Below are 22,889 nucleotides of genomic sequence, written 5' to 3' on the forward strand. Positions count from 1 at the left end.
GCCGGGGGAGCAGTGGCTAGGCGAGGGAAGGCGAGGGACGTGGTGCAAGAGCCGCAGCGCTCAGGTGGGGACACCATTCTCGAGGTCGATGGCCTGACCAAGGTCTTCGCGTGGCGAGGTCATTCCCACGTTGCGGTCGACGGCGTGAGCTTCGCGCTGCACGCGGGCGGCTCGCTCGCGGTCGTCGGTGAGTCCGGGTCCGGCAAGACGACGATCGCGCGCATCATCGCCGGCCTCGAGACGGCCACGTCCGGCACCGTGGTGGTCGATGGCAGGACGATCACGGCAAAGGCGGGCGACGTATCCGCTCGCCGTGGTCTCCGGGGAAACCGTGGTGGCCGATCGGAGCGCGACCGGGTCGTGCAGATGGTGTTCCAGGACCCCTTCGGTTCGCTGGATCCGCGGCAGCGCATCGGTGCGGGGCTGAGTGAGCTGCTGACGATCCACTTCGACCTGAGCCGCACGGCACGCAGCGCCCGTGTCTCGGACCTGTTGCAGCAGGTGGGTCTCGACGACCGGCACGCGCAGATGGTTCCTCGGACACTGTCGGGCGGACAGCGTCAGCGCGTGGCGATCGCGCGGGCGCTCGCAGTCGAACCCAAGGTTCTCATCCTTGACGAAGCCGTCTCAGCGCTCGATGTCAGCGTTCAGGCTCAGGTGCTCAACCTGTTGGCCGACATCCGCGCCGAGACCGGCATCTCCTACCTCTTCGTGTCTCACGACCTTGGTGTGGTCCGGCAGATCACCGACACGTGCATCGTCCTCAACCGCGGGGCCGTGGTGGAGGCGGGATCGACGAGTCAGGTTCTCGACGACCCCCGCGACCCCTACACGCAGGCATTGCTCGAGGCCGTCCCGAAACCGGGCTGGCGGCCGCGCCGCCGTACCTGATTGCTGGCCCCTGCCACGTGCATCGCACTGTCCTCGTAGTGGAACAACCGTTTCAAGAAAGAGAGCTCGCTGAATGACCATCGACAGCACTGACACGTCCGAGGTCGTCACCCTGACCGTCGACAGTCCGGACGAGGTGCCGACCCTGGCCGGAAAGACCTTCGTGACGCCCTGGTTCACCATGGACGAGGACCGGCACAAAGCATTCGAGCACGGCACGTACCTCGACAGCTACCCACACGGATACGGTGGAGAGTCGGGGTACGGCGACGATCTCATCGAGGGCTTCCATCTGCTGGGGATGCTCGACTACCTGTGCAACCACGCTCTGTGGTCCGAGGGACCGTGGCTCGCCTGGAACTACGGGCTGGACCACGTGCGGTTCGTCAGTGTCGTGCGGAGTGCCGACTCGCTGCGGATTCGCGGAACGGTACGTGAGGTCATCGACCGCGGAGATCAGGGTCACCTCGTCGTGGTCGATGCCGTCGGCGAGGTGAAGGGGCGGGAGAAGCCCGGATTCGTCGCCACGTTGCGCGCTCTGTGGACCACGGTCGACGAGGAGGCCGGTCGATGACGACGGCGAAGATCGAGCTGAACGAGTTCCAGGCCTCGTTGCGCGGGTTGTCGATGCCTGCGGCGCTGGACCGAGCGGCGGCTATCCACGGGTCGCGGCTCGCCATCACCCACATCGAAGGTGGCGGTCCGTCGGTGACCTGGGCTGAGTTCCGCGATCAGGTCTCGCGCCTTCGCAGCGGTCTGCAGCAGTTGGGGGTGCGGGCTGGGGACAAGGTGGGTGTCCAGCTGCGCAATCAGCTCGAGTTCCCGCTGACCTGGTTCGCCGTGGCCGAGATCGGAGCGGCTGTCGTTCCCCTCAATCCCAAGTACACCGCACGTGAGTGTGCCTTCGTTCTGGAGGACTCGGGCGCCTCGTGGCTGGTGGTGGCCAGCGACATCGTCCAGACCTACGTCGACGACGGGCAACTGACTGCGCCAGTTGAACGCGAGCGCATTGTCGTGGTCGGTGACCGGTCCTCGATCGCGCCAGGGTTCGAGGACCTCCGGGCGTTCGGGGAGCTTGCCTCGGCGGAGGTCACCCCCCTGGCGGACTACCCCGATCAGGACACGGTCGTGAATATCCAGTTCACGTCCGGAACCACGGGCCTTCCGAAGGGCTGCCTGCTGACGCACCGGTACTGGATCGAGCTTGGCGTGTGGGGTTCAGGTCTCTATCACAGCGAGCGCATCCTCGCCGACCACCCGTTCTACTACATGCAGAACCAGGGCTACCTGATGAACGCCCTAGCGGGCGGAGGTGCCATCTACGTCACCGCCGGGATGAGTCGGCGCAAGTTCATGGACTGGCTCGTCGACCACGAGATCGACATGGCCTGGATCGACGAGGGGCTCCTCGACGAGCCGGTGAGCGACAAGGACCGGCGGCTGAAGCTGAGGCGGGCCCCCGTGGCAGCCGTGCCACCGGAGGAACTGGCGAAGCTCGAGGAGCGATTCGGGCTTCTGGCGAGAGACTTCTATGCCAGCACCGAGGTCGGATGCGGCACTGTCGTGCCGTGGGACCGGGCCGACCTTGCTGCCAAGGGCTCAATGGGCCTGTGCTTCCCGACCAGGGAGTCCAAGATCGTCGACGAGAACCTCGAAGAGGTGCCGCCCGGTCGTTCGGGCGAGCTGTGCATTCGCGGCGAGGGGATGATGCTCGGCTACCACAACCGTCCCGAGGTCAACGCCGAACTGTTCTTGCCCGGTGGCTGGTTCCGAACCGGAGACGTGGTGCGAAAGGGCGCCGACGGCGCCCACTACTACGAAGGCCGCCTCAAGGACATGATCAGCCGAAGCGGCGAGAACATCGCGTCGGCCGAGGTCGAGTACCAACTCCTCACCATGCCGGAGATCGACGACGTGGGTGTCATTCCCGTTCCTGATCCGGACAGGGGAGAGGAGGTCAAGGCGATCGTCGTGCTCAAGGCCGGTGCTGACGTCACGCACGTTGCGGTCGTCGACTGGGCGCGGCGCGGCCTCGCCCAGTTCAAGATCCCGCGCTACGTCGAGTTCCGCTCCGAGCTGCCCTACACGGCGAGCGGCAAGGTCCACAAGGCCGGGTTGAAGCAAGAAGCGCCGTTCAACGCCGCGACGGTGGACGTGACTGGCTCGGGCTCACGGACCGTTCAGGGCGCGTCGTGATGGTGTTGGCCGGCCGGCGGGCGCCGCCGGCCGTAAGGTGATTCGCGTGTTGTACAACGTCGAAGGAGGCTGGTAATGCCGCGCTATGTCGATCCCGAGCAGCGGAAGAACGACATCATCGATGCCACCTTCGAGGCCATAGCTGAAGGTGGATTCCCTCAGCTGACGGTGCGCTCTCTCGCCAAGCGGCTGGGTGGCTCGAGCACGTTGGTCACCCACTACTTCCCCAACCGCGACGCGTTGCTGTCGGCGATGACCGACCGCGTCCTCAGCGACGCGGAGTCAAAGAGCGCCGAGCTCTTGGAGATCGCCGATCCGCACGACCGGCTCCACGCGGTCCTCGAGTGGTTCCTGCCCAACACGCCCGAGTCCCTGATGGTCGAGCGCGTCCGCGTCGTCCTCGTGGCGCACATCGCGACCGAACCGGTCGTCGCTGACATGTCCGCTCGCATGGAACCCGGGATGCGTGGCCTCATGCGGCAGGCGTTGGCGGAGTTCGTGGACCCGGCCGAGCTCGAGGGCATGGTCGATCTCCTCCGCGCCTGGACCAGCGGCGTCGTCCTGTCGGCCGTCGAGCATCCAGACCTCTGGACACCGGAACGACAGGCAGCGGCGCTGGACCGGTTCCTGTCGTCGTTCGAGCTCCCGCTCTCGCGGTCAGCTGCGGGAGCTCCTGCAGTCAACCGCTGACCAAGTCCCGCGGCCTCCTAGGTCGCCCCTCTCCCTACTTCGTCCCAAGGAGCGTCCTCATGACGTTCGAGATACTCGAACACGTCACCGCGGCAGAGCCCGTCGCGCGGGCCGAGCAGAGCATGGTCCGCATGCGCGACGGTGTTCGGCTCGCGACCGACGTCTACCTGCCTCCGGTGCCGGGCCGTCACGGCGTGGTCTTGATCCGCGGTCCGTACGACAAGAACAGCCGCTACCAAGGGTTGGCGGACATGGCCGAGGTGTTCAACGATCGTGGACTGGTCCTCGTCGCCCAGGACGTCCGGGGCAAGTTCCGTTCCGAGGGCGTCACGCACCCGTACGTGTCGGACGTCGCGGACGCCTACGACACCCTGGACTGGATCATCGGCCAGTCGTGGAGCAACGGCAGTGTCGGTCTCGTCGGCGTGTCCTATCTAGGTTTCACGGTCTGGGCAGGCATTGCCTCGGGTCACCCGGCGGTCAAGGGCGCGGTGCCCCAGGGAACCGGCGTCAACATGGCTCGCCACCACCTCGGCAGCCCCTGGCGACAGGACCCGGCCCCGCTCCTCGGAGCGGACGACCTGCTGCAGATCTGGGCGGACAACGACATCCGCTACCTCTCGATCGACTACACCCGTGCACCGCTCATCGACACCTTCGAAGAGGCTGCGCGCTCGATCGGCGCCCGGCCTCCTGCCCTGGACGACTACTTCCGGCGGGTCCGGACCGGCGACGTCTTCAACCCGTACGGCGACCGCCACCCCTACTGGACCACCAACGTGCCGGTGCTCCACTGGAGCAACTGGTTCGATCCCGGTCTCGGTCCCGAGGGACTTCACGACTTCCGCTACTTCCGAGGTGCAGGCGGTCGCCGCGGTCTGCACTACCTCCGCGCCGAGTCGGCGGACCACGGCGGCGTACGGCTCGAGGACATTCCCTACGCAGACCAGCAGCACCCGTGGGTGAACGATGCCGAGCACACGCAAGTCCAGTACCGGCAGGCGATCGATGCGGCGGACTTCCTGCTACCGCTGCTGACGGGGCGGGGCTCGCTTCCGTCGCCGTCGCAGCGCGTCAGGTGGCACACCGGCCACGCCGGATGGCGCACGGCGGAGGACTGGCCTCCGGCCGGCGTCGTGCATCGGAATCTGTTCCTGTCGGCAGCGGACAGCGCCCTCGACGGGTCGGAGGGCGGTGCACTCTCGCATCATCCGGACACCGAACGCGCGACGGTCTCGTGGGAGCACGATCCGGCGAGCCCAGTTCCTTCCTCGGTCACGCACGATGAGTAGTGGACGTTCCTCGCCTCCTACCCTGACGAGCGCGACTTCGGTAGCCGGTCTGACGTCGTGACCTTCACCTCCGAGCCGACTCCGACAGCCCTCGACATCGCTGGCAATGCAGTGCTCAACGTTCGTGCCGCGACGAGCGGTCCGTCCATGCATCTCTTCGCCAAGCTCCTTGATGTCGCGCCTGACGGATCGGCCCGACCCGTCTCGCATGGCCGGACGTTGCTGGAGCGGCCTGACCTGGAGGATCTCATTTCCTTCGAGCTCGACGCCGTCGCCTATCGGGTGCGCCCGGGCCACCGACTCCGGCTCCACCTCGCATCCAGTGACTATCCGCTCTGGGTTCGACACCCGGGCACGGATGAGAACCCTTGGCACGCCGAACTCTTCGAGGTGAACCATCAGGGGCTCCTCCTCGGCGGCCTCGACGCGAGTCACCTCCGGCTTCCGATCTACCCAGACTCAGGGGACGAGGGTCTGCGCCTGTGATGGCTCCACTGTCCATGGCCGAGGAACTGGCGAAGTGTTGACTCGCGGCGCTTGTCAATCACGAGACCAGTCTCGCGGAGCAGCCTTCGGCAGCTAGCCCAAGTGCCCCCGGGGCGGCAAGGCAGTCACGATGTTCCTTGGCTCGACATGAACTCCTGGGTCATGTGGCCGGTGGTGTTGACCATCTGGCAGTCCCGTGTGCTGCCCAGCATTGTCGCTTGTTCGGCAATGAGCCCTTCGGGAATCGACTGTCGGGCTTGTTGGGCGCAACGAATGCACCCTCACCAGCTTGGACAAGCTCCAGCAGCTCGGCGCGCTGACGACGTGCTTGGTGAGTCTCGGTCGACGAGTCCCTGCTTCCGCGGCGGACGTTGATGGGCTCCGCGGCGTCTACAACGCTTACCCCCGGCGTACCCCGCGGATGCAATCCGTGCGGTTCCATGCGTTGAATCCACGCCTGCACAGGCGTGAAACCGGCCAACCGATGGGCAGGAAGCCATTCGCAATGAGAAGGTCAGGGGTTCGAATCCCCTCACCTCCACCAGGCTGAGCGTGGGCACCGTCCTCAAATCGAGGAGGACGAGTGCCCACGCTCCATTTATTCTCCAAGTATCCAGCCATGAGCGGTGCCCGGTCGGGGCGCCTCGGTCCGTCTCGAACCCGCGTGGCGGGTCTGGCGCACCTGAGGTGCATGACCCTTCGCCTCACTGAACCCTCTCCAGTTCCCACCGAGGGCACGGTCGCTGGTGCGCCGGCCGCCCGACCTGCCATCGATGCGGTGGTCACGCTCACCGAGCTCTGTGACCACCTCCACGTCCCCGCGCAGACCATCTACGACCTGCGCTGCCAGGGCCGTGGACCGCGCGGCTTCCGGGTCGGCCGCGAGCTCCGGTTCCGTGCCAGCGAGATCGAGGCATGGCTGACCCGGATGGAGCAGGACGACGCGCGTCGTCACGACCCGGGGGCAGGCTGATGCCCGGGCGCCCCCGGACTCCCGTTGGCGCCTTCGGCGTTGTCAACGTGCGCCGTACCGGACGGCTGACCAAGGCCGAGACCCGGATCCGGGATGCCGACGGTCGGGTACGTCGCGTCACGGCCTCGGCCCCATCGGCGGCCGCCGCTCGCCAACGCCTGCACGACAAGCTCCGGACGCGGCCCGCCTTCGGTCGCGGCGGCACGCTGTCGGCCGACAGCCCGTTCCCCTCGCTCGTCGCGCTGTGGCTCGAGGACCTCGACCTGCAGGACCTCGCCGAGGGCACCAAGGAGAGCTACCGCGACCTCCTCCGGCTCCACGTGCTGCCTGCTTTCGAGAATTTCATGCTCGGCGAGATCACGACCGGCCGCGTCGAGTCCTTCCTCAAGTCCCAGCTCGCGTTGTCCTACTCGCGAGCGATGCACTCGCGCTCGATCCTGAACCTGCTGTTCGGCTTCGCGCTTCGCAACGACGCGCTTGCCCGCAACCCGGTCGAGGGCACCTCCCAGCTGCGCAAGCCCAAGAACACCCCGCAGGCACTCACGCTGGAGCAGGTCGCGGCGATCCGGAAGGCCGCCGCCGAATGGCGTACTGCCCCGGGCCTGCCGGGACCGAAGAGCGACGGCCAGGTCCGCGATCTGATCGAGCTCCTGCTCGGCACCGGGATGCGACCGGGGGAGGCGTTGGCGCTGCGGCCCTGCGACGTCAGGGACACCGAGCAGGGCATGGTCGTGCGCGTGACCGGCACGGTCGTGTTTCGCAAGGCGACCGGCCTGATCCGGCAGACCCACCCGAAGACGGCGAGCTCAGTGCGCGACATCCCGGTGCCTGAGTTCGCAGCCGTCGTGATCCGTCGCCGGATGAGGACCCTGCGCCCGGACGAGGGCGAGCGCACCATCTTCGCCAACCGCACGGGCGGCGTGCTCAATCCCTACAACGTGCGGCGCACCTTCCGCGAGATGGTCGAGCTCGCCGGCCTCGGCGACACCGGCATCAGCCTGCGCTGGTACCGGCGTACGGCCGCCACCGTGATCGCCCGCGGCCTCGGCACCGACGCCGCTGCCACCTTCCTGGGCCACACCTCGAGCGCCATCACCGAAGGCCACTACATCGAGCCCGACCCGACCACCGATCACGCCCCCGCGGCACATCTGGAACGCGCCCTGCGGCCCACCGCTCCCGTTCCAGACGCACTGGACAGCTCAGGCTGCTTCGGTGAGCAGCTCGAGCTCGAGGCGCTCTTCGACGTCGAGGACGAGGCCGAGGGCGGCGATGCGGACGCCTGACTGCGAACGGCCGGACAGTGCTGGTCGTCTCGTGTTGTCATCGGTCGTCTCGGAGCGCCTCGTCGGCGGAGATCTTCTGCTTGACAGGCGGGTTCGCGCGGGCGGACGGTGGTGGCGTGTCTTCTCGGGTTCGGTGCTCCGTGTCGCTCTGGTGGTCACTCGACGGCCGCAGGCGACGACGGCTCCGGTGAGTCAACGGCACCGCACAATGACGGTGCCGGACGGTGTCCGGCACCGCGCCGGGCGCGGGGCCGGCCTCGGTCAGATGCCGATCCCGAGGTTTCCCGCGGACGGCGAGGGGCGCAGCGTCGGGGGAGGAAGCGGGCGGTTGCCACGCCCGGCGGTGTTGGGGCCGTAGCGATCGATGTCGTTGATCGCTCGGGTGCGTGCGTGGGCGGGGCCGAGATCGGCGCGGTCGCGGTCGAAGACGTCGGTCCATTGGCGGCGGGCGTCCTCGACGGAGTCGGCGACGAGGTGGGCGGTGTTGGTGTCGCGGCCGCGGGTCATGGCGACGTACGCCGCTGCTGCGCCGGTGGTGTCGGTGATCGCGACGTGAGCGGTGGCGACCGTGTCGCCCTGGGCGCCATGGACGGTGGTGGCGTAGGCCAGTTCGACGAAGCGACTGGCGTACGGCGCCGGCACGACTCGGTCCTGCCCTGCTCCGCAACGGCCGCCGCCGGTTGGCGTCAGTGTCAGGCTGCCATCGTCGCCGATCCCGGCGACCGTCCACGTTTGCCGGTTCGCGACCCGGAGGTTGGGGTCGTTGCGTCGGGTGGCGACGCGGTCGCCGATTCCGATGACCTCGCCGGTCACGGTCGTCACGCCCCCGCGCCACGGCAATAGATCGGAGTCGTCGCTCGTGTCGATCTTCGAACGGGTCCTTGCGGGGTGGTCGCGGATGGCAGCGTTGAGGTCGGTGACGTGGTCGCGTCGGTCGGCCACCACGAGCTCGCCGCGGGCTCCGACATCGGCGAGGGCGGCGGTGCGTTCGACCTCGCTGGGATGGATGACCACCTGCCCACGACGGAGGAGTTCGTCGAACACGGCACCGGGGTCGTCGCCGGTGCGCATCCGGATCGTGAGGACGCCGTACTCGGGGTCGGCGAACCGGTGGATGTTGTCGAGCGTGACGACTGCGGTGGGATGCGCCCAGGCGACGGCGTGGTCGAGCACGCCGCCACGGCCGACGGCGGGGAGCTGGTGGCGGTCGCCGACGAATGCGATCCGCGCCCCGTTCTCGTCGGCGAGGGTGAGCAGTGCGGTGGCAGTGTCCTGGTCGAGCATCCCGGCTTCGTCGACGAGCAGCAGGTCGCCGTACTCGAGCAGTGCCCCATGGGCGCTCGAGGCGGCGGGGGAGGTGGTGGGTTCGCGCGTCCAGTGGCCGTCGGCGTCCCATCGCCAGCCGTGTTGGTGGATCAGCCAGGCAGCAGAATGCCCGTCGGCGCCGGTCTCTGCGGCGGCGACCTGCGCCGCCTTCAACGTGGGGGTGACGACGAGCAACCGGTGACCGCGCTCGCCGAGTAGCCGTTGGGTGAGCCGTAGGGTGGTGGTCTTCCCGCTTCCGGCGGCTCCTTCGACGACGACGAGACGGGCGGTGCCGGCGAGCGCTGCGACGACAGCCCTCTGGTCGGGGTCCAGCCGTCCGGGGGCCAGGACGTTCTGGCGGGCGGCGCGTGCCGGCTTCGCGCTGCGGGCAGTGAGGGAGCGGATGAGCGCGGCTTCGACGTCGAGTACCCGCGGCGAGGTGAAGGATCTGACGTGTTCGGGTACGCCGGGCGCGGTCACGAGCCGCACGCATCGGGTCGCTGCGCGGGCAGTGACGTCCTCGGCCAGCTCGCGACGAGCACGACCCTCGGCGATGAGACCGGCCTGGGCGAGGAGGACCTCGACCTGGCCGCGGATGTCGGCGCTGTTCCACGCCGACTGCTTCACCCCCAGGCGGGAGATCACGAGATCCGCAGAGGCGTCGCGGTCGATCCGTCCCGGCAGCGTTCCCGCAACACCGACGGCTTCGGCAGGGTCCCGGTAGCTGAGTGCCACGAGCTCCTCGTTCCACCGGGCGACGAGCTCGCTGCCCTCAACGGGGATGACCTTGTCGGGGCGGGCTTGCGCCCACGCTCGCCGGTCCCAGGCCTCGTGCAGCATGGGTCCGGGTTCCTGCCCGGGGTGCGTTCGGCGCCACTCGGCTTCGTAGGCATCGAGGTTGCGGCGGATCTGGTTGGTGCGGGCGCTGAACGCCCCGACGTAGGGGGCGAGTTCACGGATCTCGGCGGTCACCGGGTCGAGGGTGAAGCCGTGACGCGCGAGTGCAGAGCGGAAGTCAGGGTCGGTCGCGACTGCGGCGTGGCCGATGCCGTTGATCGCGTTGATCGAGTCGCGGAACCCGACCGAGTGGATGCCACGCCACCTGCCGGCCGCGAACACCCGTGCGTTCACTTGAAGGTGGAGGTGGCGGTGCGGGTCGCCGGCGCGCGAGGTGTGATGCCGGATCACCGCGGCCTCGACCCTCTCGACCGGCACCTGAACCTGCCGTCCCCTCGGCCCGATGCGAGTGGTCGCGTGCTGCGCGACCCATCCGACGATCTCGACCGCGGCCCGGTCCTGTGCCGCGTCGAGTGCTTCGGAGATCTTCGGGTGTAGCGCAGCGGCCAACGACCACGTCTTGGGGCCATTCACGACGACCTCGAGAAACCGCAGGCCGTCAACGCCGGTACGGAGGAGGCCCTTCGGTGCGCCGGTTTCGATGTCGATCCCTGCGACCCACGTCTCGTAGGTCTCGCCGTCCATCGTGGGAGCTTCGGCGACGCCGTCGCGGGTCGCGATCAGGCGGGTGGCGACGCCGGTGCCTTCACCGAGGTAGTAGTCGTCGGCACGGGACCGGTCGCGCTCGACGTACGTGCGGGCAGCCTTGGGTGACCCGCGGTAGAACTTCACCCCGCCATGCACGCCGATCACCCCGCGCCCGCTCGATCCCTTGCCCATCAGGTGGGCTGGCGGGGCCTACGGATCTCCGTAGCATGCGTGCCGACTGAATGTGGGAGGGAATCGGGCGGGTGAAGGTGTGGTGACGGTGAGTGTTGAGGAGAGATGAGGGCTGGAAATTTGGAGGGCGGGCGACGGGGAAGGAGGTGGTGAGGGGCGAGGGAACTTGTTGGACGTCACCAGGGATCCCCGCTCCACAACCCCATGCGGAGACCCCATCTCTGAGGAGGTCGGTGCGCGTGCGCTGCTTGACCAATGGGTTCCGGCCCTGCTGCCGACCGGCGCGATCGGGTGCTCGACCGCGCTCGCCCGGCGGACCTCGCGCTCAGCGTGGTGAATGCGCGCACGTAGGGGGCCGGGGTCTTCTCGACCTTTGCGAGCCCGGTCGGAAGCGGCCCGCCCCAAGCAACATACCGGTCGGTATGTTAGATTGTGCGAGATCCCCTCCCGCCGACCTTGGAGACGACCCATGGCGACCGTCGACCTATCTGTCAGCGCTGGCATTGCCACGCTGACGTTCAATAATCCCGACAGGAAGAACGCGATCACGCAGGAGATGGCCGGACAGGCTGTCGGCCACTGCGCCGCCGTTGCGGAGGACCCGTCGATCGGTGCGGTCATCGTGCGCGGGGCGGGCGACTACTTCTGCAGTGGCGCGGACACGCGCAGCCTCGCGGCGGCGTCCCGCAATCCGGCGGCCCCCGAGGCGGTCGCGACCATCTCGAAGGTCTACGACGTCTTCGGCCGGATCGAGTCCCTGCCGGTGCCCACGGTGGCGGTGGTGATCGGGGGTGTGGTCGGAGCGGGCGTGAATCTCGCCATGGCCGCCGACGTCCTGCTGACCACCGAGGATGCGGTCTTCGACAGCGGGTTCCTTGCGCGCCGGATCCACCCCGGTGGTGGCCACATCGGTCTGCTCGGGCGCAGCGTCGGGCGACCGGCTGCGGCTGCGATGGTCCTGCTCGGTCAGCCGCTGACCGGTCGGCGCGTCCACGAGCTGGGCTGGGCGCACGAGTGTGCCCCGCGCGACGATCTCGACCGGATCGCCCGGGAGCTGGTCGCTACGGCGGCGCAGGATCCCGCCCTGGTCCGCCGGATCAAGGCGAGCCTCCAGCTCGAGCTCGGTGCGACGGTGTCTTGGGCGCAGTCGCTCGAGATCGAGCGCGGCGCCCAGATGTGGTCGATGGCGCGCAAGGGCGAGGAGGCCTGGTCGGGGCGCGGACCCACCGCTGCGAGCTAGATCCCCGGCACTACGTACGCACCGAAATACGTAGTCGAGTGGGTGTTTTCCTTCCTGTCGGCGTCACTGTGACAGCGGTCATAGTGACGCCATGCCCACCGCCACGACCGTCGCGACACTGATCGGAAACCCCCGGCCGGCGAGCCGCACAGCGCAGATCGCCGCCGCGGTCGCCGCCGCTGTCGCGCGGGGGCTGGATGACGCGCACGTCGTCGCGCCGGTCGAGCTCGGCCTCCACGGCGCTGCCGTCTTGGCCCCGGAGTCGGCCGAGGTCGACCGCGACCGGGACGCGGTGGCTGCCGCGGATGTGCTGGTCGTCGCGTCGCCGACCTACAAGGCGACGTACACGGGTCTGCTCAAGTCCTTCCTCGACCGGTACGACGGCCGCGGCCTCGCGGGCGTCACCGCCGTGCCCCTCATGGTCGGTGCCTCTGCGGAGCACGCGCTGGCCGTGGAGCTGCACCTGCGTCCGATCCTGGTCGAGCTGGGTGCAGTCGTCGCGGGCCGCGGTCTCTTCGTGCTCGACTCGCAGCTCGACGACCTCGATGCCGTCGTGACGGCGTGGTGGGCCGCGAACGGCCCGGCGATCCGCGCCGTGGCCCTGTCCGGAGGTGCGGCATGACGATCTCGCAGGCGGAGTTCAAGGCCATCATGGCGAGTGCTGCCGGGCCAGCGACCGTGGTGACGGCGATGACCGCCGACGGCGGCCCGCGCGGGCTCACGATGTCCGCGGTCTGCTCGGTCTCCCTGGATCCGCCGCTCATTCTGGCCTGTGTCGACCGGGGGTCGGCCACGCTGGCGGCCATCCGGGAGAGCCGGTCGTTCACCGTCAACTACCTGCGCTGCGGCTCCGAGACGGTCGCACTGGAGTTCGCCACGAAGTCGCTCGACAAGTTCGTGGGGCGAGACTGGGAGCGGTCGGCGATCGGTCTGGGTGGCCCGATCCTCGCGGACTGCAACGCCGCGCACGCTGTCTGTGTCGTCACCGACCTCATCGACGCGGGTGACCACGTGATCGCGGTCGGTGAGGTGCGCGAGGGCGGTGTCCGCGAGGAGCACGCGGTCCTCGCCTACGCCCGCCGGACGTTCTTCGCTGCGAGCGCCTAGCTCGCCGTACCCCGCCGGACCGCGGAGTCGCGGAGCCGCGCGGCATGTCTCGGGCATCGAAACACCAACCAGTCGGTATCCAGCAGTGCGCTGCCCGGTACCCCGTATCCGATCGAGAGAAGGAACGCCGTGCTACTCGCCCAACTCGCCTCCGCGGAGGGCTTCGACGAGACGCAGGTCTCGACGCACGCCCAGGTCGCGACGGCCTACTACGTCATCGGTCTGGTCGCGATCGCGCTCGCCGTCGCCGGTGTCTTCGTCTTCGACGCAGGACTGAGCCGTCGGGGCAACGTCCTCCACACGCTGGTCCAGAAGCTGGCTGCCGCGATGGTCGGCGGACTCGCGATGGCCGTCCTCGGCTTCGCGATCTGGGACATCCAGTTCACCCAGGCATTCGGATCGGCGTCGCCGATCAAGGACGCGATCCAGTCCTGGTGGCTGTTCGGCGACAACATCAACGCGTTCTCCCAGCAACTGGACCACGAAGTGGTCCCCGATGCTGAGGCGTTCCAGGCGTTCTACGCGATCTTCATCATCTTCGGGGCCTTCTTCGCCGCACTCCTCGCCGGCGCGGTGATCGAGAGGGTCAGGACGGGTGCCCTCGTCGCGGTGGCTGCGGTGTTCACCGGCCTGGTGATCCCGGTCGGGGCCTACCTCGTCTACGGTCCGGTCGGTCCGCTCTCGAATGCGGGCACGCACGACTTCGGCGGCGCCTTCTTCTACATCCTGCTCGGTACCTGGGCACTCGTCCTGGTGTGGCGGGCGAAGCCCCGCCCCGGCGTGCTCAGCGGGGACCCGGCGACGGCGCCGCACAATCTTGCGTTCGTCGTCCTGGGCCTGATGCTGTTTGTCGCCGGACTGTGCGGCTACGTCCTCCTCAACGGATTCCTGGTCGAGGGCGCAGGCTTCTTCGGCATCACGCTCAACGAGTCCGGGATGGGCGTCGTCCTCACCAACCTGATGGTCACGATCATGGCCGGTGGAGTCGGCGGCCTGATCGCCTGGAAGGCGACCGGGAACGTCTACTTCTTCCTCGTCTCGCCGATTGCCGGCTGGGTGGCCTGCTCCGCGTCGATGGACGTCGTCACCCCCTGGCAGAGCGGACTGATCGCGCTCTTCGCGCCGTTCGTCGTCGTCGGCGGCTACCACTTGATGAAGAAGGCGAACCTGGACGACATCAAGATCGTGCCGATCACCCTCGGTCCCGCGATCTACGGCGCGCTGGTCACCGGCGTCGTGGCCAACGGAGTCAAGCAGGGCGGCTACACCGGCCTCGACGGCAAGTACGCGTTCCAGCACGCCTCCATCGGTCTGGCACAGCAGGCCGTCGGGGTCGTCACCTTCGTCGCCCTCGGTTTGCTCAGTGCCCTGGTCGTCGTGTTCATCGTCGAGAAGGTCCTCGGTCTTCGTGACGAGCGGATCGACGACGGGCTGGACGGACATCTCGACATCAGCGTCGTCGGGTGGCCCTGCTACGCCGACGAGGCCTCGGCCGCGTCCGGACCGGTCCACGGCGGCTGACGGCAGTCCGCCCGCCACTGCTCACCTCATCCAGCGACCCTTACCCACCATCGAAAGGACCCCCAGCCATGGAGTTCGGAATCTTCATCCCGAGTGCCCGCAACGGCTACATCATCTCGGAGACGGCGCCCCAGTACTCGCCGACCTACGACCACATGCGCGAGATCTGCCAGACGGGCGAGGCCAACGGCTTCTCGTTCGCCCTGTCCCTCTCGGCGCTGCGTGGTCATGGCGGCACCACCGGCTTCTGGGACGACGCCCTGGAGTCGATGACCCAGATGGCCGCGTTGGCCCGCGACACCGAGTTCATGAAGCTGATCGGCTCGGTCAACATCCTCGCGATCCACCCCGCGATCGCGGCACGCATGGCGGTGACCATCGACCAGATCAGTGACGGCCGGTTCTCGCTCAACATCGTGCCCGGCGGCTGGCACCCGCGGGAGCTCGAGGTCATGAAGGTGTGGCCCGGCTACGAGTACAACGAGTACCGCTGGAAGTACGCCGGGGAGTACTGCCAGGTCGTGCGCGAGCTCTGGGAGAAGGGCGTCTCGGACTTCCAGGGCGACTACTTCCAGTACGAGGACCTCCGGATGGGACCGCAGCCGGAGCACCACATGAACATCGTGTGTGCCGGTGCCTCCGAGGACGCCATCAAGTTCACGACGCAGTACGCCGACTACTCGTTCCGGCTCGCCTGGGGTGGTCCCGAGGCGTTGCGCGAGGTCGTCGACCGGTTCAACGGCCAGATGGACGAGGCAGGCCGCACCATCCGCCCGTACGTCGCCCTCGGTGTGGTCATGGCCGACACCGACGAGGAGGCGGAGGCCAAGCTGCAGAACTACGTCGACAACCCCGACCTGGGCGTCATGGAGTACATGCTCGGCCAGGCCGCGACCGACAGTGCCGCGGGCGGCACGTCGGAGATCCTCGCCGGCGTCGATGCGAAGGGCTTCGTGCAGTTCTCGACCGACTTCATCACCGGGTCGCCGGCCAGCATCGCGCGGCAGCTCGACGAGTGGGCGGAGATCGACGTCGCCGGCTACATGCTCGTGCTGACCGACTATGTCGAGGACATCAAGCGGATGGGCAGCGAGGTCTTCCCGCTGATGAAGAACTTCACCCCGCCGACCGTTCCCGCGAAGGCCTGAGGAGACCTGCCATGACCATCACCTCCTCTCTCTCCGAGGACCTGCAGGCCCAGGTCGCCAAGGCGACGCGGATGCTGATCGGCGCGGACTGGGTCGAGTCGTCGACCGGCGAGACGCTGGACGTCTTCAACCCGTCGACGGGCGCAGTGGTCGCCCAGTCCGCCGCAGGCAGTGCGGCCGACGTCGACCGGGCCGTCGCCGCGGCGCGTACGGCGCTGCGTGGCGACTGGGCCAAGGTCACGCCGATCCAGCGCGGACGAATGATCGCGAAGCTCGCCGATCTGGTCGAGCGGGACACCGAGCAGCTGGCGCAGCTCGAGTCCCTCGACGTGGGCATGCCGATCATGGAGGCCCGCTACATCGACGTACCGTTCTCCGTCGACATCCTCCACTACTACTCCGGCTGGCCGACAAAGATCACGGGCGACACGATCCCGGTGTCCTTCCCGCACAACTTCGGTGGCCCGTACCACGCCTACACCCGGCGGGAGCCGGTCGGCGTGGTGGCGGCGATCATCCCGTGGAACCTCCCACTGATGATGGCGATCAAGAAGCTCGCGCCCGCGCTGGCCACCGGGAACACCATCGTGATCAAGCCTGCCGAGCAGACGCCGCTGGCGATGGCGCGACTGGCCGAGCTGGTGCTCGAGGCGGGCATCCCGGAGGGTGTGGTCAACTACGTGACCGGCCTTGGTGAGTCCGCGGGCGTCGCCCTGGTCAACCACCCGGGGGTCAACAAGGTGACCTTCACCGGGTCCGTGGAGACCGGGAAGGCGATCGCGCGGGCTGCGACCGGCACCCTCAAGCGGGTGTCCCTGGAGCTCGGCGGCAAGTCGCCGCACATCATCTTCGACGACGCCGATCTCGAGCGGTCGATCGTGTCGGCCGGCATGGCGATCTTCGCGGGACAGGGCGAGAGCTGCATCGCGGGCTCGCGGCTGTACGCCCAGCGCGAGGTGTACGACGACGTGCTGGCGGGCCTCGCGGCCCGGGCCAGCAGCATCAAGCTCGGCCCTGGCCTCGACGACAGCAGCGAGATGGGCCCGCTCATCTCCGGCGAGCACCGCGACAAGGTGCTGGACTACCTCGCGCTGAGCAAGCAGGACGGTCGTGTCGTCGCCGGTGGCGAGGCGTGGGGCGAGGAGGGCTACTTCGTGCAGCCCACCGTCGTCGCCGACCTGCGCCCCGACTCGCGGGTGCTGCGTGAGGAGATCTTCGGCCCGGTGCTGTCGGTGGTCCCGTTCGACACCGAGGCGGAGGTCACTGCCCTCGCGAACGCGTCCGACTTCGGCCTCGGCGCCGGCGTGTGGACCCGGGACGTGGGTCGAGCGCACCGCATGGCAGCAGCCATCGAGTCCGGCCAGGTGTGGGTCAACTGCTACCAGGCCGTGGACGCGGCTCTCCCCTTCGGCGGTTACAAGCAGTCCGGTTGGGGCCGCGAGACCTGCAAGGAGAGCCTCGACGACTTCCTCGAGCTCAAGACCGTCGTGGTCCACCTCTGATGGGCGGATCGTGACGAGCCATGACATCGTCATCGTCGGCGGGGGTTCTGCAGGCAGCGTGCTGGCCGCACGCCTGAGTGAGGACCCCGACGTCTCCGTCCTGCTTCTCGAGGCAGGCGGGGACGAACGCCGCGACGACGTCGAGTCGCCGGGTGCCTGGCCGGCGCTGCTCGGCGGCGACGCGGATTGGGGATTCAGCACGACTGTCCAGGCGGCGACCGGCCGGTCCGTGCCGGCGCACCGGGGGCGAATCCTCGGCGGTTCGGGGTCGATCAACGTGATGGCCCATCTGCGGGGCCACCGATCGGACTTCGACGGCTGGCGTGACTCCGGAGCGGAGGGGTGGGCGTACGAGGACGTGCTGCCGTACTTCCGGCGTTCCGAGTCCGTCCCGCACGGCGATCCACGCGTACGCGGCACCGACGGTCCGCTACGACCCCAGCCGGTCGCAGCGCCGCACCCGCTCAGCGTCGCGCACGTCGAGGCGGCCCGCCTCGCCGGTCACGTCGTCGCGAACGACCTCAACGACGGCGACCTGACCGGCGCCGCGACGCATGACCTGCTCATCGTCGACGGACGCCGCCAGAGCACGGCGACGGCGTACCTGCGGCCGGCAGCCGGGCGTGCGAACCTCACGATCCGCACGGGGGCACGGGCCCGCAGGCTGATCATCGAGCACGGCCGCTGTCGGGGAGTGGAGTACGTCGCGTCGGGCGCAGTCGAGCAGGCGTACGCCGACCAGGAGGTGCTGCTCTGCTCCGGTGCCGTCGGCTCTCCCCACCTGCTGATGTCGTCCGGCATCGGGCCGGCCGCGGATCTCGCCGCCGTGGGCGTTGCGCCGGTGCTGGACCTCCCGGTCGGCCAGAACCTCCAAGACCACGTGATGCTGGCCGGGATCCGCGTGCAGGCCGAGCGGCCGCTTCCGCCGCCCAGCGGTCAGTACGCGGAGGCGACGCTGTTCCTGCGCACCGACCCGGGCCAGGCGGCACCCGAGCTGCAGATCGTGCAGGTCCAGGTCGACTACCACCTGCCCTGGCAGGAGCCACTGGAGAACAGCTTCACCTTCGGCGTCGGTCACATGCAGCCGCGGAGCCGGGGCGAGCTGCGCCTCGTCTCGGCCGATCCGGGCGTCGCACCGCTGATCGACCCCCGCTACCTGAGCGAGCAGTACGACGTCGACCAGCTCGTCGCCGGCATCGAGGCCGTCGACGAGCTGGTGCGGACAGGAGCCTTCGCGACCTGGGGTGGGCGGTCGCAGGCGGCCTCGTTGCTCCAGCTCGGTCGACGTGAGCTCGAGGGCGTCGTGCGCGATTCGGTGAGCAGCTTCTTCCACCTATCGGGAACCTGCCGGATGGGTGTCGGACCGGACGCCGTCGTGGACCCCCAGCTGCGGGTGCACGGCCTGACCGGGATCCGCGTCGCCGACGCCTCGGTGATGCCGACCATCGTGTCGAGCAACACCAACGCCGCCACGGTGATGATCGCCGAGCGGGCCGCCGACCTGGTTCTGGGGCGATGAGCGGCGACGACGAGTCCCGGGACCTGGTGGCCGTCACGCTGGTGTGGCGCGGCCGCGTGGGCATCTTCAAGCGAGGTGAACGATCGGGCTCCGACCGGGGTCGATGGCGCTGTGTCCACGACGCGCTCGGCCCCGACGACGACGCCGTCGCGGCGGCGGCGCGCATCCTGCACGCCGCGACGGGTCTCGTCGTGCGCGACCTCAGCGTGCTCCGCGCCGGGCCGGTGCTGCAGTTCGCCGAGGATCGGGGCCGTGACCGGCGGATCCACACCGTCCTTGCCCGGACCGACCAGCGGCGACTGCAGCTCGGCGAGGAGCATGTCGCCCACCGCTGGGTACGGCGCGAACAGCTGGCCAGGTTCGACGGCCAGGTCACCTGGCTCCGTCCGGTGGTCGACGCCGTCCTGGCTGACTGGCAGCCGGCTTCCGTGGCGCCGGTGGACCGGCACCCGGTCACGGCCTGAGGTCCTGTCGAGATGACGCTCACGGCGGGGTCCGGCTGGTACGAGGTGCGGCAGACTAGGAGAGTGGTCCAGCCTTCCTCCGGTGCGCGCCGCGAGGCGGACGGCCCGGGCGCCGTCCCAGCTGAGCTCACCCGGTTCATCGGACGCCGTCGTGAGCAGAGCCTGGCGCGGGAAGCGCTCGAGCGCTCACGCCTGGTCACCCTGATCGGGCTCGGCGGTGTCGGCAAGACCAGGCTGGCGCTCGAGCTGGCGACGCGTGCCCGCGACGACTTCGACGAGGTGCGGTTCGCACGCCTCGCGGACGTGCTCGAGCCGGCCCTCCTCGGCTACACCCTCAACACCGCCCTCGGAGTGCGTGAGCAGTCGGCCCGCTGGCAGCTGGACACGGTCGTGGAGTTCCTCGGTGACCGGCGGGTGCTCCTCGTGCTCGACAACTGTGAGCACCTGGTCGAGCCGATCGCCTCCCTGGTTGACAGCCTGTTGCGCGCCTGTCCGGGCCTCAGCGTGCTCACGACCAGCCGGCAGGTGCTCGGCCTCGACGGTGAGGCCGTCGTCCGGGTTCCGCCTCTCTCGGTGGCGTCCGACGGCAGTGCGTCCGCCGAGAGCGAGGCGATGAGCCTCTTCCTCGACCGTGCCTCGTCGGCTGTCCCGGGGCTCGTGGTGACCCCGGACGAGCAGGAGCAGATCCGCGAGCTGTGCCGTCTTCTCGATGGGATCCCGTTGGCGATCGAGCTCGCCGCCGTACGGCTGCGGCTGCTCCCCCTGGGCGAGCTGGTCACCCGGACTGCAGACCGGTTCCACCTGCTCACGCAGGGCAGCCGGACCGCGCCCGCCCGGCACCAGTCTTTGCGTGCGTCCATCGACGGAACCTACGAGCTCTGCTCGCCGCGGGAGCGCCAGCTCTGGTCGCGGCTGTCGGTCTTCTCCGGCGGCTTCAGCCTGGAGGCTGCCGAGACAGTGGCCGGCGACGCGACGCGCGACTCGATCCTCGAGCTCGTCTCGGGCCTCGTGGACAAGTCGATCATCACGCGGGTGATGCAGGCGGGCGAGCCCCGTTACGCGATGCTCGAGACGATCCGCCAGTACGGCGCCGAACGGCTGGACGCCGACGAGCTCGCCGAGCTGGACCGCCGGCACCGCGAGTGGTTCGCTGCGCTCGCCGCGCGAGCCGACGATGGGTGGTCGGGCCCCGCCCAGGTCGAGTGGCTGGACCGCCTGCGCTGGGACTACCCGAACCTCCGCGTCGCGTTGCAGTCGTGCCTGGCCGATGACCCCCGGCGCGGGATGCGGCTCGTGGCGAGCATCGAGAACTTCTGGCTGGCGAGCGGCTTCCTCAGCGAGGCTCGCCTGTGGCTCGACACCCTCCTCGCTGCGGACGCCTCGGCGACGACCGACCGCGGTCGGGCCCTTCGACTCAGCTCTTGGCTGGCCGTGCTCCAGAACGACCACGCGACCGTGCCCCAGATGCTGGAGGAAGCCGGCCGGATCGCGGACGAGGTCGGGGATGGGGCGCTGGCGACGTACGTGGTGCAGACATGGGGACTGCTGGCGATGTTCCAGGGGGACCTCGCGACGTCAATCGACCGACTCGAGTCCGCCGTCGCTGGCTTCGCCGAGCTGGGGCACCTGACGGGGCAGCTCCACTCCCTCTTCGAGCTCGGCATCGCCTACGGCTTCGCCGGCGACATCGAGCGGGCCGTGCATTGGCAGCGGCGTTGCCAGGACCTGGCCGGAACGGTCGGTGAGTCCTGGTGGAGTTCCTTCTCGCTGTGGGCGTACGGCATCGACAAGTGGAGGCAGGGTGACATCGACGGGGCGGAGTCGCTCGAACGAGCGAGTCTGCGTGCCAAGCGGGCGCTGGACGACCGGCTCGGCGTCGGCGTCTGTCTCGAGGCGATGTCGTGGATCGCGGCGGCGAACGGTGAGTCGACCCGTGCCGGCCGGTTGATGGGCGCGGCTGAGACCGTCCTGCGCCAGGTCGGCATGCCGATCGAGGCGAGCCGCTCGATGTTGACCTATCACCAGGAGACGCAGGAGACGTTGCGCCTGCACGACCGCCGGGCGGAGGCCGCCTATGCGGAGGGAGCCGCCTGGGACATGGACACCGCCATCGGCTTCGCGCTGGGTGAGGTGAGTGGGAATACCGAGCCGTACGACGTGCCGTTGACGAGGCGCGAGATGGAGGTCGCGAGTCTCGTGGCCGCCGGGCTCACGAATCGGAGCATCGCGGCGCAGTTGTTCATCTCGGTGCGCACCGTCGAGAAGCACGTGGACCACATCCTCGGCAAGCTCGACCTCGCCAACCGGGTTCAGCTCGCGGCGCTGATCGGCCGCGCGGCCGATGGCCCGTGACCGGCGGCAGCGGGGCGTCGGGCGCCCCGTGCCGTGGTCCAGGTCAGGCGTCGTCCTCGAAGCCGAGCAGGCGCGAGGCTCGCTGCGTCGCCTCGAGCAGCCGGGCGACGTACTCGTCCACAGCGCCGTTCGGCTTCGGGAAGCCGTAGACGGTCAGCGCGAGCGCCACCTCGCCGCCCGCGCGGAAGACGGGTGCGGCGATCACCCGGATGTCGGACTTGTCCTCGTCGGTGAGGACGACCGGGTCGTAGTGCAGCTGCTCGACGAGCGGCTTGAGCGTGGCCTGGTCGCGGGCGTTCGGGTCCTGCTCGAGCAGGCTCAGGGCCGAGGCGAACTCCCGCTGGGCGCCGTTGATCAGGCCCACCGAGTAGCCGCGGTCCCGGACCCGGGTGATCCGGCGGCGCTCCTCGTCCCGGCTCTCGGCGGGAACCTGTCCGACGAAGTCGTCGAGGCGCTCGTCGTCGAACCAGGCGGCGAAGGCCGAGCCGTAGCTGGGGGCGAACGGGAGGTGCACCCCGACCAGTGTCGCCCGCGCGCCGGCGTCCGGGCTGCCTGCGTTGCCGAGCACGATCAGGTCCTCGCCGTCGACGACCGTCGCGACGCACCGCGACGACAGATCGGTCGCGAGGGACTCCATCTCGCCGCGGATCAGGTCGAGCTCGCGGAGCTCGTCGGTGAGGGTGCCTCGGACGGTCGTCGCAGCCAGGGACAGAGGGGAGAAGCGTCCGTACCCGCCCTGGAAGAACAGGAGGGGGAGCGCGCCGGTCTCGATCTGGAGCTCGCGAACGCGCCCGAGGACGATGTAGTGGTCGCCGGCGTCTGCAACGGACTCGAGCTCACAGTCGATCCAGGCGACGACGCCGTCCAGGATGGGCGCGCCCGTCGGCGCGGCACGCGTGTCCACCCCGGCGAACTTGTCCTCGGCCTTCGACGCGAACCGCCGGCACAGGTGCTCCTGGTCGGCACTGAGGATGTTCACGCAGAAGTGGCCGGCAGGGGCGATCTTCGGCCAGCTCGTCGACTTCTTGTCCGGGAAGAACGCCACGAGCGGCGGGTCGAGGGACACCGAGGTGAAGGAACCGACCACGAACCCTGCGGCAGGACCCTCGCCCGGTGCAGCGGTGACGACGCACACACCGGTCGGGTACTGACCGAGCACTTCACGGAACTGGTGGCTGTCGATGGTCGTAGACATGGCAAGATCTCCTTTGATGAGCACTACAAACCGACGGGTCGGTAT

General features: G+C 69.0%; 17 protein-coding genes and 1 pseudogene. 16 read left to right on the top strand and 2 right to left on the bottom strand.

Going from position 1 to position 22,889, the window contains the following annotated elements:
* Nucleotides 1–39: 39 nt before the first annotated feature.
* The 7 genes and pseudogenes from BJ958_RS24385 to BJ958_RS24420 all read left to right on the top strand — a co-directional run bounded on the left by BJ958_RS24385 (nucleotide 40) and on the right by BJ958_RS24420 (nucleotide 7,814).
* Nucleotides 40–891 carry an ABC transporter ATP-binding protein gene (locus tag BJ958_RS24385; RefSeq protein ID WP_242530388.1) on the top strand — a complete coding sequence of 284 codons (852 nt, stop codon included), beginning with the start codon at nucleotides 40–42 and terminating at the stop codon, nucleotides 889–891.
* Between the two features lie 136 nt (nucleotides 892–1,027).
* Nucleotides 1,028–1,465, top strand: coding sequence for a hotdog family protein (locus BJ958_RS24390; protein ID WP_179729384.1), 438 nt, complete (start codon nucleotides 1,028–1,030; stop codon nucleotides 1,463–1,465).
* Nucleotides 1,462–3,087, top strand: a complete 1,626-nt coding sequence (locus BJ958_RS24395) for a class I adenylate-forming enzyme family protein (RefSeq protein WP_179649421.1) — start codon at nucleotides 1,462–1,464, stop codon at nucleotides 3,085–3,087. The genes BJ958_RS24390 and BJ958_RS24395 overlap by 4 nt, the downstream gene beginning before the upstream one ends.
* A 75-nt stretch (nucleotides 3,088–3,162) precedes the next feature.
* On the top strand, nucleotides 3,163–3,777 hold the full coding sequence (locus BJ958_RS24400; RefSeq protein WP_179649423.1) for a TetR/AcrR family transcriptional regulator: 615 nt from the start codon (nucleotides 3,163–3,165) through the stop codon (nucleotides 3,775–3,777).
* Nucleotides 3,778–3,908: 131 nt separating this feature from the next.
* Nucleotides 3,909–5,555, top strand: a pseudogene (locus tag BJ958_RS24405) (CocE/NonD family hydrolase).
* Nucleotides 5,556–6,333: 778 nt separating this feature from the next.
* A complete protein-coding gene (locus tag BJ958_RS24415) occupies nucleotides 6,334–6,528 on the top strand; it encodes a helix-turn-helix domain-containing protein (protein ID WP_218865957.1) in 195 nt (64 codons plus the stop codon).
* Between the two features lie 47 nt (nucleotides 6,529–6,575).
* A complete protein-coding gene (locus BJ958_RS24420; RefSeq protein WP_179729388.1) occupies nucleotides 6,576–7,814 on the top strand; it encodes a tyrosine-type recombinase/integrase in 1,239 nt (412 codons plus the stop codon).
* 261 nt (nucleotides 7,815–8,075) lie between these two features.
* Here the strand turns inward: BJ958_RS24420 and mobF are convergent, their stop codons facing one another.
* Nucleotides 8,076–10,796 (bottom strand): MobF family relaxase, encoded by a 2,721-nt coding sequence (gene mobF / locus BJ958_RS24425; protein ID WP_179729389.1) that lies wholly within the window; start codon nucleotides 10,794–10,796, stop codon nucleotides 8,076–8,078.
* Nucleotides 10,797–11,265: 469 nt separating this feature from the next.
* Here mobF and BJ958_RS24430 point away from each other — a divergent pair, with 469 nt between their 5' ends.
* The 9 genes from BJ958_RS24430 to BJ958_RS29235 all read left to right on the top strand — a co-directional run bounded on the left by BJ958_RS24430 (nucleotide 11,266) and on the right by BJ958_RS29235 (nucleotide 21,649).
* Complete coding sequence (locus BJ958_RS24430; RefSeq protein ID WP_179729390.1) at nucleotides 11,266–12,036, top strand: enoyl-CoA hydratase-related protein; 771 nt, start codon at nucleotides 11,266–11,268, stop codon at nucleotides 12,034–12,036.
* A 91-nt stretch (nucleotides 12,037–12,127) separates the two neighbouring features.
* A complete protein-coding gene (locus tag BJ958_RS24435) occupies nucleotides 12,128–12,658 on the top strand; it encodes an NAD(P)H-dependent oxidoreductase (RefSeq protein WP_179729391.1) in 531 nt (176 codons plus the stop codon).
* Nucleotides 12,655–13,143: a flavin reductase family protein gene (locus BJ958_RS24440; RefSeq protein WP_179729392.1), complete on the top strand. Its 489-nt coding sequence runs from the start codon at nucleotides 12,655–12,657 to the stop codon at nucleotides 13,141–13,143. The genes BJ958_RS24435 and BJ958_RS24440 overlap by 4 nt, the downstream gene beginning before the upstream one ends.
* Nucleotides 13,144–13,272: 129 nt before the next feature.
* Nucleotides 13,273–14,664, top strand: a complete 1,392-nt coding sequence (locus BJ958_RS24445; RefSeq protein ID WP_179729393.1) for an ammonium transporter — start codon at nucleotides 13,273–13,275, stop codon at nucleotides 14,662–14,664.
* Nucleotides 14,665–14,732: 68 nt separating this feature from the next.
* Nucleotides 14,733–15,812: an LLM class flavin-dependent oxidoreductase gene (locus tag BJ958_RS24450; protein ID WP_179729394.1), complete on the top strand. Its 1,080-nt coding sequence runs from the start codon at nucleotides 14,733–14,735 to the stop codon at nucleotides 15,810–15,812.
* A gap of 11 nt (nucleotides 15,813–15,823) precedes the next feature.
* Nucleotides 15,824–17,314 (top strand): aldehyde dehydrogenase family protein, encoded by a 1,491-nt coding sequence (locus tag BJ958_RS24455; protein WP_179729395.1) that lies wholly within the window; start codon nucleotides 15,824–15,826, stop codon nucleotides 17,312–17,314.
* Between the two features lie 10 nt (nucleotides 17,315–17,324).
* Nucleotides 17,325–18,833, top strand: a complete 1,509-nt coding sequence (locus BJ958_RS29230) for a GMC family oxidoreductase N-terminal domain-containing protein (RefSeq protein ID WP_179729396.1) — start codon at nucleotides 17,325–17,327, stop codon at nucleotides 18,831–18,833.
* Entirely contained in the window at nucleotides 18,830–19,297 is a 468-nt protein-coding gene (locus BJ958_RS24465; RefSeq protein ID WP_179729397.1) for an NUDIX domain-containing protein, read from the top strand. The genes BJ958_RS29230 and BJ958_RS24465 overlap by 4 nt, the downstream gene beginning before the upstream one ends.
* Before the next feature lie 63 nt (nucleotides 19,298–19,360).
* Nucleotides 19,361–21,649 (top strand): LuxR C-terminal-related transcriptional regulator, encoded by a 2,289-nt coding sequence (locus tag BJ958_RS29235; protein ID WP_179729398.1) that lies wholly within the window; start codon nucleotides 19,361–19,363, stop codon nucleotides 21,647–21,649.
* A gap of 43 nt (nucleotides 21,650–21,692) precedes the next feature.
* Here the strand turns inward: BJ958_RS29235 and BJ958_RS24475 are convergent, their stop codons facing one another.
* Nucleotides 21,693–22,844 carry a flavin reductase gene (locus tag BJ958_RS24475; protein ID WP_179729399.1) on the bottom strand — a complete coding sequence of 384 codons (1,152 nt, stop codon included), beginning with the start codon at nucleotides 22,842–22,844 and terminating at the stop codon, nucleotides 21,693–21,695.
* Between the last annotated feature and the right edge of the window lie 45 nt (nucleotides 22,845–22,889).

It is taken from the genome of Nocardioides kongjuensis (assembly GCF_013409625.1).
Classification (GTDB): domain Bacteria; phylum Actinomycetota; class Actinomycetes; order Propionibacteriales; family Nocardioidaceae; genus Nocardioides; species Nocardioides kongjuensis.

Bases quoted from the DNA above. Each gene is read 5' to 3' on its own strand.
- BJ958_RS24395 (WP_179649421.1), top strand. From the start codon at position 1,462: ATGACGACGGCGAAGATCGAGCTGAACGAGTTCCAGGCCTCGTTGCGC.
- BJ958_RS24400 (WP_179649423.1), top strand. From the start codon at position 3,163: ATGCCGCGCTATGTCGATCCCGAGCAGCGGAAGAACGACATCATCGAT.
- mobF (WP_179729389.1), bottom strand. From the start codon at position 10,796: ATGGGCAAGGGATCGAGCGGGCGCGGGGTGATCGGCGTGCATGGCGGG.
- BJ958_RS24430 (WP_179729390.1), top strand. From the start codon at position 11,266: ATGGCGACCGTCGACCTATCTGTCAGCGCTGGCATTGCCACGCTGACG.
- BJ958_RS24435 (WP_179729391.1), top strand. From the start codon at position 12,128: ATGCCCACCGCCACGACCGTCGCGACACTGATCGGAAACCCCCGGCCG.
- BJ958_RS24440 (WP_179729392.1), top strand. From the start codon at position 12,655: ATGACGATCTCGCAGGCGGAGTTCAAGGCCATCATGGCGAGTGCTGCC.
- BJ958_RS24450 (WP_179729394.1), top strand. From the start codon at position 14,733: ATGGAGTTCGGAATCTTCATCCCGAGTGCCCGCAACGGCTACATCATC.
- BJ958_RS24455 (WP_179729395.1), top strand. From the start codon at position 15,824: ATGACCATCACCTCCTCTCTCTCCGAGGACCTGCAGGCCCAGGTCGCC.
- BJ958_RS24465 (WP_179729397.1), top strand. From the start codon at position 18,830: ATGAGCGGCGACGACGAGTCCCGGGACCTGGTGGCCGTCACGCTGGTG.
- BJ958_RS24475 (WP_179729399.1), bottom strand. From the start codon at position 22,844: ATGTCTACGACCATCGACAGCCACCAGTTCCGTGAAGTGCTCGGTCAG.